This window comes from Rhodococcus sp. NPDC058532 (assembly GCF_042719255.1).
In the GTDB taxonomy this organism is placed as follows: Bacteria; Actinomycetota; Actinomycetes; order Mycobacteriales; family Mycobacteriaceae; genus Rhodococcus_G.
The window spans coordinates 239,202-252,263 of record NZ_JBHXNU010000002.1 but is presented as its reverse complement, the minus strand read 5'-3'; the positions used below and the strand labels follow the sequence as shown (position 1 = coordinate 252,263).

Here is a 13,062-nt window from a genome sequence, read left to right as displayed (position 1 = left end):
CCATCATTCCACGGGACTGTTCCCGCTCGTCACACCGGTCACGCGAGGACGGCGAGCGCCACGAGCGAGGCCGCGCACATCGACGGTCCGTGCGGCAGACTCGCCCCGCCCCGCCCGGCGATGCGCAGCGTCACCCCGGCTGCGGCGGTGAGCGCGAACGCCCCGACCGCCGCCGCCAGCCACACCTGCGCCCCGCCCATCCCGGTGGCGGCGCCGAGCCCGACCGCGAGTTTGACGTCCCCGCCGCCCATCGAGGTGGGGGCGGCGAGGCGCATCAGCAGGTACCCGCCCCCGAGCAGGGCGGCGCCGACGAGGGCCTGGCGCAGCCCGCCGGTCGCGGCGGCGACCGCGAGGATCGCCGCAGCCCCCGGCAGCGTCAGCAGGTTCGGCAGCCGCCGCGTCCGCAGGTCGATCAGTCCGAGCCAGCCGCACCAGGCCGCGAGCGGTAGTAGTCCCCCGATGTCCCCCATCCGGGCAGCGTCGCACGCGCCGTCAGTCCTCCCCGACCGGCGACCTGGGGCTATCGCCGTCCTGTGGATGAATTCGGCGCCGCCGACCGTGCGTGATTTTTACCCCAATGCGGGTGAAGATCACGCACGGGCGCGGAGCGCTGCGGCCATCGCGGCTCGCGGCGCCTGCCGCCCGGTGAACTGCTCGACCTGCCCGAACGCCTGGTTCAGCAGCATCCGCAGCCCGTCGACGACGGTGCCACCCGCCGCCAGCACCGCCGACGCGAGCGGCGTCGGCCAGGGGTCGTAGATGGCGTCGAAGACCACCGGCGCGTGCGCGACCGCGGACGCGTACGGCGCGACGGCGTCGGCGGGGACGGTGCTGATCACGACCGCGGCGTCCCGGCACGCGGCGGCCAGCGCGACCTGCTCGAAGCCCTGATGGCGGGCCCGCAGCCCCATCGTGCCCGCGCAGGCCAGGGTGTCGGCGGCGCGGTCCGCGGACCGGGCGACGACGGACACCTCCGCGACACCGAGGTCGGCGAGCGCGCGCAGGGCCGGGCGTGAGGTGCCGCCCGCACCGATCAGCACGGCGCTCGCACCGGCGAGGTCCACCACCCCGACCTCGGCGAGCGCACCGGCGACACCGTCGACGTCGGTGCAGTCGGCGCGCCAGCCTCCGTCTATCCGGACCAGCGTGTTCGCCGACCCGACCTGCACGGCCCGCTCGGTCCGCTCGACCGCATACCCGAGGGCGGCGACCTTGCCGGGCATCGTCACCGACAGCCCGACCCATTCGGGTCCGAGTCCGTCGACGAGGCCGGGCAGCTGCTCGCCGGTGCATTCGATGCGCTCATAGGTCCAGTCGGTGAGGCCGAGCGCCCGGTACGCCGCGAGGTGCAGCTGCGGGGACCGGGAGTGTTCGATCGGCTTCCCAAGGACGGCCGCCCGCCGCGGCCCGCTCGTGTGGTCAGCGTCCACTGCTCAGAATCCCGCTCTGCACAGCCTTCTTGCTGTTCTCGAGGTGCTCGGCGTAGCTCTTGGTGAACAGGGTGGTGCCCCTGTCGTCGATGGTGACGAAGTACAGCCAGTCGCCGGGCGGCGCGGTCTCGACCGCCTGCACGGCCTTGATGCTCGGCGACGAGATCGGTGTTGCGGGCAGCCCCTCCATCGCGTAGGTGTTCCACGGCGTGACCGTCGCCCTGTCGGCGTCGGTGGTCGCCAGCTCCGTGGTGTCGAGGGCGTAGTTGACGGTCGAGTCGAACTCGAGGCGCTGCGGAACCGCGAGCCGGTTGATGATGACCCGCGCGACCTTGCCGAAATCGGCGGGCAGGGCCTCCCGTTCGACGAGGGATGCGGCGATCAGCACCTGATACCCGTCCAGCCCGATGCTGGCGCCCGCGGACGTGATGCCCGTCGCCTCGTACTTGGCGGCGCTTCCGCTGACCAGTCCACGGAGGATCTCGGTGGCGTCGGCGCCCGGGTCGAAGTCCCAGCTGCCCGCGGCGATGAGCCCCTCGAGCTGGCGGGTGCGGTCGGGCACCCCCTGGACCCGCGCGGCCGCCCAGTCGGGAACCCCGAGCGCGGCGAGGTCGGGTCCCGCGCCTGCCGCGTCGAGTTCCTCGACGCTGACGCAGTCCAGCGCACCCGACGCCGCGGGCAGGCAGCTGGCCTCGGAGATCAGGGTGTAGATGCCCCGCTTGGTTGCGCCGGTCTTCACGTCCGTGGTGTCGTGCAGTTGCCTGCCCTCGGAGATCACCAGCGACCCGACCCGCGACGACGGGTCGACCAGAGTGCTGACCGCGGTGGCGGCGGGCAACCGGGATTCCAGGTGGTAGTACCCGGGCTGCAGCGAGTTCATCGACGCGTTCTGCACGGCGGCGGTGTAGAACGCGGCGCTGCTGGCGACGACGTCCTTCTCGACCATCTGCGCGCCGATCTCGGTCGCGGTGTCGCCGGGGCGCACCTCGACGACCACCTCCGGTCCGGCGTCCCCCGCCGCGTAGTCGGCGGGGGCGTCGTCCCCGAGCAGACCCAGCGCGAGGTAGCCACCACCCGCGAGCACGCCGACGCCGGCGACCGCGGCGGCGACAACCCCCACCGTACGGCCGCGTTTGCGGCGGGACACGGCGGATTCCCTTGCCTCCCTGGCTCGGCGGGCCTCCGCACGGCTCTGGTACTGCCGATGCTCGTCGATCACTCCTCCTCCGTCGACACGTCCGCGGTGTGCGCCGACCGCAGCACCGCGCTTCGCTGATCGAGCCATCCCTGCAGGATCGCGACGGCCGCGGCCTGGTCGATCACCGACCGCTGCCCCTTCGCCTTGACCCCGCTCTCCCGCAGGGCCCGCGACGCGGTGACCGTCGTGAAGCGTTCGTCGGTCATCCGGACCGGGATCGGGGCGATCCGGTCCCGGAGCCGATCCGCGAACGCCACGGCGAGACCGGCGGCGGCGCCGCGCTCCCCGCGCAGGGTCTGCGGCAGACCGACGATAACCTCCACCGCCTCGTACTCCTCGACTATCGCGACCAGGCGCGTCAGGTCGGAGGTGTCCGCCCTGCTCTTGGCCCGGGCAACGGTCTCGACCGGCGTGGCGAGAATGCCGTCGGGGTCGCTCGCCGCGACCCCGATCCGGACGCTGCCCACGTCGATGGCAATGCGCCGCCCCCTACCGGGGTCGTCCGCACCGGGCTGGTCAGCCGCCGGTGGCGGGCCCGAACTCACCCGGCGATCTCGGTGACGCGGGCGCGGACCGCGGCGAGGGCGGCCGGGATGCCGGACGGGTCGGCGCCGGATCCCTGCGCCATCTCCGGCTTGCCGCCGCCGCGGCCGCCGATCAGCGGGCCGAACGCGCCGACCAGGTCGCCGGACTTGACGCCGAGGTCGAGGGCCGCCTTGCTGGCGGTGACGACAAACGGCACCTTGCCGTCGGTGGCACCGAGCAGCACGACGACCGCGGCCTCGGTGCCGAAGCGGCCCCGGATGTCGGTGGCGAGGGTGCGCAGGTCCCCGCCGGACACCCCGTCCGGCGCCTGCGCGGCCACCAGCAGCAGCCCACCGATCCGCTCGGCCTTCTCGACGAATCCGGCCGCCGACGCGAGCACCGCCGCCGCCTTGGTTGCCTCGAGTTCCTTCTCCGCGACCTTGAGCCGCTCGACGAGCTGCTCGATGCGGCCGGGCACCTCCTCGGAGGGCACCTTCAGCGCGGTCGCGACACCGGCGAGCAGGGCCCGCTCCTTGGCGAGGTAGCGGTACGAGTCGAGGCCGACGAACGCCTCGACGCGGCGGGCTCCGGAGCCGACGGACGACTCACCGAGAATGGTGATCTGGCCGATCTGCGCCGACGCCTGCACGTGGGTGCCGCCGCACAGTTCCATCGAGAACGGGCCGCCGATCTCCACGACCCGCACCTCGTCGCCGTAGTTCTCGCCGAACAGCGCCATCGCGCCCATCGACTTGGCCCTGTCGAGATCGGTGACGAACGTGTTGACGGGGTGGTTCGCGGCGACCGCCTCGTTGGCGACGGCCTCGATGTCGGCGAGCTGCTGCGCCGTCAGCTGGTTCTGCGCGGCGAAGTCGAATCGCAGGTAGCCGGGCTTGTTCAACGACCCCTTCTGGGTGGTGTTCGGGCCGAGCACCTGCCGCAGCGCGGCGTGCACCATGTGCGTGCCGGAGTGGCCCTGGGTGGCACCGGACCGCCAGGACGGGTCGACCTGCGCGAGGATCGCATCACCCTCGGTGATCTGCCCGTCCTCGACGGTGACCTTGTGCACCCACAGCTTCTTCGCGATCTTCTGCACGTCCCGGACCCGCACCCGCATGCCGGGGCCGGTGAGGACACCGATGTCGGCGATCTGGCCGCCGGACTCGGCGTACAGCGGGGTGCGGTCGAGGATCACCTCGACCTCCTGCCCCGCGGTCGCCGTCGGCACCCGAACGCCACCGGAGATCAGTGCGAGAACCGTTGCCTCCGTTGCCAGTTCCGCGAAGCCGGTGAACTCGGTCTCGCCGCGGTCGACGAACTCCTTGTAGATGCTCAGGTCGGCGTGCGCGTGCTTGCGGGACTGGGCGTCCTCCTTCGCGCGCTTGCGCTGCTCAGCCATCAGCGACCGGAAGCCGTCCTCGTCGACGGACAGGCCCGCCTCGGACGCCATCTCGAGCGTCAGGTCGATCGGGAACCCGTAGGTGTCGTGCAGGACGAACGCCTCGCTGCCGCCGAAGACCTTCTTGCCCGACGACTTGATCTCGTCTGCCTCCGCCTCGAACATCTTCGAGCCGGACGCCAGGGTCCGCAGGAACGCGGTCTCCTCGCCGACCGCGACGCCGAGGATGCGGTCGAAGTCGGTCTCGAGGACCGGGTACGACGGGGCCATCGTGTCCCGGACGACGGTGACGAACTCGCTCATGCTGGGCTGGTCCGCGCCGAGCAGCTTCGCGGAGCGGACGATGCGGCGCAGCAGTCGGCGCAGCACGTAGCCGCGGCCCTCGTTGCCGGGGTTGACGCCGTCCGCGATCAGCATCACCGCGGTGCGGGCGTGGTCGGCGATGACCCGGAACCGGACGTCGGATTCGGGGTCGGTGCCGTACCCGCGCCCGGTCAGCTCCTCCGCCTTGGTGATGACGGGGCGCACCAGGTCGGTCTCGTAGACATTGTCGACGTCCTGCAGCAGGAACGCGACCCGCTCGACGCCCATGCCGGTGTCGATGTTCTTCTTCGGCAGCACACCGACCGGGGGGTGCCCCTTCTTCGGGCTGAGCTCACCCCGCACGTCCTGCATGAAGACCAGGTTCCAGATCTCGATGTAGCGGTCCTCGTCCACGACGGGCCCGCCCTCCTTGCCGTATTCAGGTCCACGGTCGTAGTAGATCTCCGAGCACGGCCCACCCGGGCCCGGCACGCCCATATCCCAGTAGTTGTCCTCGCCGTCACGGAACTGGATCCGCTCCTCGGGCATCCCGGCTACGCGCCGCCAGATCTCGGCCGCCTCCGGATCCTGGTTGTACGCGGTCACCCAGATGCGCTCGGGATCGAAGCCGTAGCCGCCCTCCTCCTGCGGCTTCGTGATCAGCTCCCAGGCGAGGGTGATCGCACCTTCCTTGAAGTAGTCGCCGAAGGAGAAGTTCCCGGCCATCTGGAAGAAGGTGTTGTGCCGGGTGGTGACGCCGACGTTCTCGATGTCGCCGGTACGCACGCACTTCTGGACGCTGGTCGCGGTCGAGTACGGCGGGGTCTGCTGGCCGAGGAAGTACGGCTTGAACTGCACCATGCCCGCGTTCACGAACAGCAGGTTCGGGTCGTCGAAGATCAGTGAGGCGCTGGCCACCTCGGTGTGACCCGCCGTGACGAAGTGGTCGAGGAATCGCCTGCGGATCTCGTGGGTCTGCACCTGGTTGCCCTTCGCGTCTGAACTGAATCTGCCGTCGACCGTCGCCGTGCACGACGACATCGACCCTTCACAAGCTTAACGTCCGTGTCAGGCGAGTTCCGCGGGCAGTGGCGCGATCACCGCAGACGCAGGGACAGCCGGGTGAACCCGCCGGTCGGATAGCGCGCGGTGACGGTCGCCCCGCCGCCCGGCGCGATCGCCGTCGTCGCCGCCAGCAGTTCCTCGAACAGCACCCGCAACTCCAGCCGCGCCAGCGGCGCGCCGGGACAGTAGTGGACGCCGCGACCGTAGACCAGGTTGTCGGCCCGGTCCCGGTCGAGGCGGAACTCGTCGGGGTCGCCGAAGACCCGCGGGTCGCGGTTTGCCGAGGCCCACACCACGTACACCCGGTCCCCGGCATTGACCGGGGTCCCCGCCACGTCGGCAGGCCGGGTCACCCGGCGTCTGCTCGCCACGAACGGCGAGTTGATCCGCTGGATCTCGTCGGTCGCGGCGTCGAGCAGCGCCGGGTCGGCGCGCAGCACCGCCTGGACGTCCGGGTGTCGGGCGAGGAACTCGGCGACGACACCGGCGCTGGCCGCGATCGTGGACAGTTCCGCCACCGTCCAGTTCCGGATGATGGAGACGATCTCCTCGTCGGTGAGGGGCCTGCCGTCGACGCGTTCGGTGAGCAACTCCCCGGTCGGGTCGGCGGCGGGGCGTCCCCTGCGCCGGTCCAACTGTTCCCGGATGTGACCGTCGAACTCGACCGCGATCGCCGCCATCGCGGCCCGATCCACGGCGAGCGTTGCGCGCCGGTTCTTCTCCGTCCAGTCCCGCATCGGGGCACGCAGCGTGTCCGGCCAGCCCATGAACGCACAGGTCGCGTCGTTCGCGAAGGGCTCGGCCAGGTCCGCCATCGCGTCGACATCGACGCCCCGCGGCAGGGCCGAGACCAGCCCGGCGCAGATGGTCCGCAGCCTTAGCTCGAACGCGGCGATCCGGTCCCCGGTGAAGTAGCCGTCCACGATCCGCCGGAGGCTGCGGTGCCGCTCGCCGTCGAGACCGTTCGGGATCTGCAGGTGCCGCGACACCTGGTTCGAGTAGGTGCCGGGGTCGTCGGCGATCGCGACGGTGTCCGCGTGCCCGAATACCGTCCAGCTGTCGTTGCCGTCGTATGCGATCGGACACCGGGCCCGCATCGCGTCGTAGGACGCGAGCTGGTCGGATTGGACCGCGTCGGACCGGGGCTGCCAGTCCGGTTCCCGAGTGCCCGTCATGGCGGCTCCCCTCGTCCGTCGAACCGTGCGTGCTGTGCACCCCGACCGGGGTGCACAGCACGCACAGGCGCGTCAGCCGCGGACGATACGCCGCAATTTGCCGACCCGCGCGCCGATCTCGCGCTCGGCGCCATGCGTGGTCGGGTCGTAGTAGTCGACCCCGACGAGGTCGTCCGGCGGGTACTGCTGCGCCAGCACCCCGTCGGACGTGTCGTGCGGGTACCGGTAGCCGACCGCATTGCCGAGGGGCTGCGCGCCCGCGTAGTGCCCGTCCCGCAGGTGCGGCGGAACGGCCCCGACCTTGCCCGCCCGGATGTCGGCGATCGCGGCCCCGATCGCGGCGGTGACCGCACCGGACTTGGGCGCGGTGGCGATGTGGATGGTGGCCTGCGCCAGCGCGAGCTGCGCCTCCGGCATCCCGACGAGCTGCACCACCTGCGCGGCTGCGGTCGCGGTCTGCAGCGCCGTCGGGTCGGCCATCCCGACATCCTCGCTGGCATGGATCATCAACCGCCGGGCAATGAACCGCGGGTCCTCCCCCGCGACGATCATCCGTGCGAGGTAGTGCAGCGCGGCGTCGACGTCGGATCCGCGCAGCGACTTGATAAACGCGCTGATGATGTCGTAATGCTGGTCGCCGTCCCGGTCGTAGCGGACCGCGGCCCGGTCGACGCTTGCCTCGACCGCGGCGAGGTCGACGACGGCACCACCGTCGCGGTCCTGCACGGCCTCGACCGCCGCCTCGAGCGCGGTCAGCGCCCGCCGCGCGTCGCCGCCGGAAAGCCGGACCAGGTGGTCGATCGCCTCGTCCGCCAGCGTGACGGCACCGCCGAACCCCCGCGGATCGGTCACCGCACGGTCGAGAAGTTCACGAATGTCCCCGTCCGTCAGCGACTTCAGCTGCAGCACCAGCGACCGGGACAGCAGCGGCGAGACGACGGAGAACGACGGGTTCTCGGTGGTCGCGGCGACGAGCAGCACGATCCGGTTCTCCACGGCGGCGAGCAGCGCGTCCTGCTGGGTCTTGGAGAAGCGGTGTACCTCGTCGATGAACAGCACGGTCTGTTCGCCGGGAGTGGAGCCCACGGAACGACCCGAGGTCCCCGCCGCGAGTCGCCTGCGGGCCAGGTCGATGACGGCGCGCACATCCTTGACCCCGGCGGACAGCGCGGACAGCGCCTCGAACCGGCGTCCGGTGGCCCGGGAGATCAGCGACGCGAGGGTCGTCTTGCCGGTGCCGGGCGGACCGTACAGCAGCACCGAGGCGGCGCCGGATCCCTCGACGAGGCGGCGCAGCGGGGCACCCGACCCGAGGAGATGGTCCTGGCCGAGCACCTCCTCGAGGGTCTCCGGGCGCATCCGGACGGCCAGCGGCGCGTCGGGGCGGGTCGGCGCGAGACCCCCGGTGACGCCGCCGGGTGCGGGTTCCCGGTCCACCGCGCCCGGCGCCTCGAACAGACCGTTCTCCTCGGCCGCGCTGTCGGACGGTCCCAGCCAATCGCTCACGTGCTCGAACCTACCGGGCCCGGCCGGCCCGGCGGCCGGTGGGCGACGGCCGTCGGAACTCTTCGTGAACATCGGTTCGGACCCAGCGCCACCGATTGAACACTCGTCCAGTTTCGGTTGTCATGCAGGCATGTCCACCGACGACTCGCCCCGCCTCACCCGCCGCACCGTGTTGCTGGGTTCGACCCTCGCGGCGGGCGCCGCCGTGCTCGCGGCCCGGACCGCGACCGCCACCGAGCCGGGCACGGCATTCGCCAACGGGGTCGCATCCGGGGATCCGCTGCCCGACCGGGTGATCATCTGGACGCGCATCACCCCGACCCCGGACGCCACCCCCGGATCCGGCGCGGGGGCGCCGACCCGGGTGCGCTGGGAGGTCGCGACCGACCCCGGATTCGCCGCCGTGGTCCGGGCGGGCGCCGTCACCGCGACCGCCGACACCGACCACACCGTGAAGGTGGACGTGACGGGCCTCGCACCCGCGACGACCTACCACTACCGGTTCACCGCACCCGACGGCCAGCGGTCCCGCCCCGGCCGCACCCGCACCGCACCGCACGTGGACGCCGACGTCGCCCGCCTGCGGTTCGGGGTGGTGTCCTGCTCGAACTGGGAGGCCGGGTACTTCGCCGCATACCGGCATCTCGCCGCCCGCGACGACCTCGACGCGATCGTCCACCTCGGCGACTACCTCTACGAGTACGGGCGCGGCGAGTACGGCGCCCGCGGCGGCCCGGTCCGACTGCACGACCCGGCGCACGAGATCGTGACGCTCGCCGACTACCGAATCCGGCACGCGCAGTACAAGACCGACCCGGACCTGCAGGCCCTGCACGCCAGGCAACCGTTCATCGTCACCTGGGACGACCACGAGACCGCCGACAACGCCTGGCGGGACGGCGCCGAGAACCACACCCCCGGGCTCGAGGGCGCCTGGGCGCGACGGTACGCCGACGGCAGGCGCGCCTACCTGGAATGGATGCCGCTCCGCGTGACCCGCCCCGACCAGCCGCTGTACCGGCGGTTGCGGTTCGGCCGGTTGGCGGAACTGTCGATGCTGGACCTGCGCAGTCACCGCTCCGAGCAGGTGTCGGCCGCCTCGGCCGCGGTCGACGCGACCGACCGGACGATCACCGGCGCGCGCCAACTCGACTGGCTGACCGCGGGCATCGTCACCGCGCCGACCCGATGGCGGCTGGTCGGCAATCCCGTGATGATCGCGCCGATCCTGTTGCCGCCCCTGGATGTTCGCACGACGGAGGCGCTCACCCGTGCGGTCGGCGTGCCCCGGGCCGGGCTGTCGTACAACGCCGACCAGTGGGACGGCTACACCAGCGACCGGCGCCGTCTCTTCGACGCGATCGCCGCGGCCGCCGCCCCGAACACCGTCTTCCTCACCGGCGACATCCACTCGTCGTGGGCGGCGGAACTGCCCCTCGACGCCGCGCAGCAGCCCGCGGGCGGCACCGTGGGCACCGAGTTCGTCGTCCCGTCGGTGACCTCCCCCAACATCGACGACCTGCTCGGCGTCCCATCCCGCTCGGCCTCCCCGGCGGTCGAGGCCGCGCTGCGGGCGACGAACCGTCACCTGCGGCACGTCGAACTGGACTCGCACGGGTTCGGGGTGTTCGAGGTGACCGCCGACCGCGCCCAGATGGACTGGTGGTATCTGACCGACCCGACCGATCCGGCGGCGGGCGCCCGGGTCGGCGCGAGCCTCGCGGTCGCGGACGGCAGCCAGCGACTCTCCCCCGCCACCCCGCTGCCGTGACCGCCGCGAACGACGAGGTGACCGTGCACCCCACCCACACCCACCGCACCAACCCGTCCGGGCCGTCCCGGCGCACCGTCCTCGCCGGCGCGGCCGCCCTGACCGGGCTCACCGTGCTGGGCACCGCCCCCGCCCGCGCGACGGCGGCAGGCAGGCGGGCCGCCGCCCCGGACGCGGACGTGTACGTCCTGGTGGTCGACGGGATGCGTCCCGACGAGCTGACGCCGGACCGCACCCCGGCCCTCACCGCGCTGGCCGAGTCCGGCGTCCGGTTCCCGAACGCGTCGGCGATCACCGTGGCCGAGACCCTGCCCAATCACGCGGCGATGATGACCGGGGTGCTCCCGAACCGGAACGGGGTGCCCGCCAACACGATCCACGACCGCGCCGAGGGCGGCACCCGCGAACTGGATCGGCCGGGTGACCTGCTGGCGCCGACGATGCTCGACCGGGTGCGCGCCGAGCGCGGGTGGGTGACGGCGTCGGTGCTGTCGAAACGCTATCTGCATGGCCTGTTCGGCGGGCGGGCATCGGTGGCGTGGGATCCGGTGCCGCAGATCCCGGGAACCGAGCACGCCCCGGACCTGTTCACCACGACGGCGCTGACGCAGATCGTCGCCGAGCATTCCCCGCGGCTGACGTTCGTCAACCTGGGCGACGTGGACCGGGTCGGGCACCTCGACCTGTCCGGGCCGTCGCTGCGGCTGGCCAGGACGCAGTCACTGCGCGGCACCGACGAACTGGTGCGCCGGTTCACCGCGTTCCTGCACGAGTCCGGGCGGTGGGACCGCAGTGTGCTGATCGTGCTCGCCGACCATTCAATGGACTGGTCGGTGCCGACCAGGCTGGTCGGCCTGACCGCGCCATTGGCCGCGGATCCGCTGCTCCGGGGTCGGGTGCGGATCGCGCAGAACGGCGGCGCCGACCTGGTCTACTTCACCGGCGGCGACGACGAGCGGGCCGCCGCGATCACCCGGATCCGGCGGATCGCCGCCGCGGTCGAGGGTGTCGAGTCGGCGTGGGCGGTCGCAGACACCGCGCTCGGGGACCGCGCTGGGGACGTCGCGGTGTTCTGCCTGCCCGGGTGGCGGTTCAGCGACCCAACCCCGATGTCCAACCCGATCCCCGGCAACCACGGGCACGCCGCGACGCTGCCGATCCCGTTCTTCGTCGCCGGTGGTCACCGCGTTGTCGGGCCGCCGCGGATCGACCGGATCCCGGTGCGGACGGTCGACGTGGCACCGACCGTCGCGGCGCTGTTCGGCATGTCCGCCCCGGCGGGCGGCTGGGACGGGGCGGCGCGGATCGGGTGATCCGGGTCGCGTCCCGTCGGCTCAGGTCCAGGCGCTGGCTCAGGTCCAAGCGCTGGCTCAGGTCCAGACGTCGGCGAGCCGGTCGGCGACGTCCCTGGCATGGTCGGCGACGACCGCGACCTGCGCGTGCTCGGCGAACTCGCCGAGCGCGCGCCACCGCGCGGTCAGCGCCTTGGAGCGCGGCGCCGACAGCTGGTGTTCGCGCACCGCGGCGATCCGGGCGTGGTCCTCCGGGAGGAACCAGTAGGTGGACAGCCACACCCACACCAGCTGAGCCTCGAGGAGCCGGGCGTACAGGGTCCGATCGTCGGCGAGGTGCGGCCACATGCCGACAACCTCGGCCCGCCAGGCCTCGACCATCGCCAGCGAGCGCTGCGTGGACAGCTCGAAGCTGCACAGGCAGCCGGGGAAGGAGATGAGCGCGTAGGCGAGGTCGAGGGTGGCGTCCCGGAAGCCACCCCACTCGTAGTCGAGGAATCGGACACCCTCGTCGTTGACGATGATGTTGTCCGGGCACAGGTCGGACGGGCTGAACGCGCGGTGCCGTCCGCCGTCGAACAGGGCGGTCGCGCGCTGCGCCATCTCGATCACCTCCGACGCAGGCGCGGCGCCGAGGTCCCGGTCGAGCATGCCGGGCAGCTTCGGAATCGTCGTCGCGACCTGACCGGACACCGCGTTCCCGAGGTGCGCGACACCGGAGCGGCGCAGCAGCGCGGCGAAGTCCTCCTCCCGACCGACGGTGGCGGCGTGCATGCGCCCCAGCGACTGGGCAAGGGCCATCAGGGAATTGGTGACCGCCGCCTCGTCCTGGCGGACGAGGAGCCGAGCCAGCGGGTCGGCGTCACCGAGGTCGGTGAGGATCAGCAACCGCGCGGACAGGTCGTACGCGATCAGCGAGGGACCGGGACGGCTGTCCGTCGCGAGCGCGGTGGCGAACTGGTAGGAGACGGCCTCCCGCAGGAACGCGGTCTCGGCCACCTCCCCGCCTGCCGCTCCGCCGCGGCCGAGCAGGTCGCCCTCGAACGTGCCGTCCCCGGCGGTGCCGCCCGGGTACCCGGCGACACTGCGGGCGTGCGCGACCTCGGACAGTTCCCGGACCTGCTTGATCACCAGGGTGCGGGGCAGCGAGAACGGGTTCGCCGCGCACCGAACGCGGAGGACGACGGTGCGGCCACTGCCCCCGAGATCGACGGGATCGACGAGGGTCACCGGCGCGCCGGTGCGGCGCTCGAGCAGCCGTTCGGCGGCGGCAACCACTTCGGATACTGGATCAGCCAAGAGTGCGGTCATAGCGCCCAACAACCTACCTGCCCGAGGTGACATCGCGGGGGCACTCCGCGCGGCGGGGAAGGGTGGTTCCCGGACTGCTCCCGAGCC

The 13,062-nt window shown here is 72.3% G+C and carries 10 protein-coding genes; 2 read left to right on the top strand and 8 right to left on the bottom strand.

What is annotated here, in order from left to right:
* Positions 1-38 precede the first annotated feature (38 nt).
* From ACFWQG_RS03865 to ACFWQG_RS03835, 7 genes are all read right to left on the bottom strand, one after another.
* Positions 39-470, bottom strand: a complete 432-nt coding sequence (locus ACFWQG_RS03865; protein WP_378506260.1) for a prepilin peptidase — start codon at positions 468-470, stop codon at positions 39-41.
* Between the two features lie 120 nt (positions 471-590).
* Positions 591-1,430 carry a shikimate dehydrogenase gene (locus ACFWQG_RS03860; protein ID WP_378506259.1) on the bottom strand — a complete coding sequence of 280 codons (840 nt, stop codon included), beginning with the start codon at positions 1,428-1,430 and terminating at the stop codon, positions 591-593.
* A complete protein-coding gene (gene mltG / locus ACFWQG_RS03855; protein ID WP_378506258.1) occupies positions 1,420-2,649 on the bottom strand; it encodes an endolytic transglycosylase MltG in 1,230 nt (409 codons plus the stop codon). Before mltG ends, ACFWQG_RS03860 begins: the two co-directional genes overlap by 11 nt.
* Positions 2,646-3,173: a Holliday junction resolvase RuvX gene (gene ruvX / locus ACFWQG_RS03850; protein ID WP_378506257.1), complete on the bottom strand. Its 528-nt coding sequence runs from the start codon at positions 3,171-3,173 to the stop codon at positions 2,646-2,648. The genes mltG and ruvX overlap by 4 nt, the downstream gene beginning before the upstream one ends.
* The gene (gene alaS, locus ACFWQG_RS03845; RefSeq protein WP_378506402.1) at positions 3,170-5,836 is read right to left on the bottom strand and encodes an alanine--tRNA ligase; all 2,667 of its coding nucleotides are present in this window, start codon (positions 5,834-5,836) and stop codon (positions 3,170-3,172) included. Before alaS ends, ruvX begins: the two co-directional genes overlap by 4 nt.
* A 116-nt stretch (positions 5,837-5,952) precedes the next feature.
* Positions 5,953-7,095: a cytochrome P450 gene (locus tag ACFWQG_RS03840; protein WP_378506256.1), complete on the bottom strand. Its 1,143-nt coding sequence runs from the start codon at positions 7,093-7,095 to the stop codon at positions 5,953-5,955.
* 72 nt (positions 7,096-7,167) lie between these two features.
* Entirely contained in the window at positions 7,168-8,601 is a 1,434-nt protein-coding gene (locus ACFWQG_RS03835) for a replication-associated recombination protein A (RefSeq protein WP_378506255.1), read from the bottom strand.
* 130 nt (positions 8,602-8,731) lie between these two features.
* On the opposite strand from ACFWQG_RS03835, the gene ACFWQG_RS03830 reads away from it, so the two are divergent.
* Positions 8,732-10,372: an alkaline phosphatase D family protein gene (locus tag ACFWQG_RS03830; protein WP_378506254.1), complete on the top strand. Its 1,641-nt coding sequence runs from the start codon at positions 8,732-8,734 to the stop codon at positions 10,370-10,372.
* A gap of 23 nt (positions 10,373-10,395) precedes the next feature.
* Complete coding sequence (locus ACFWQG_RS03825; RefSeq protein ID WP_378506401.1) at positions 10,396-11,685, top strand: alkaline phosphatase family protein; 1,290 nt, start codon at positions 10,396-10,398, stop codon at positions 11,683-11,685.
* 57 nt (positions 11,686-11,742) lie between these two features.
* On the opposite strand, the gene ACFWQG_RS03820 is transcribed toward ACFWQG_RS03825, so the two are convergent.
* A complete protein-coding gene (locus tag ACFWQG_RS03820) occupies positions 11,743-12,975 on the bottom strand; it encodes a kinase (protein ID WP_378506253.1) in 1,233 nt (410 codons plus the stop codon).
* Positions 12,976-13,062 lie beyond the last annotated feature (87 nt).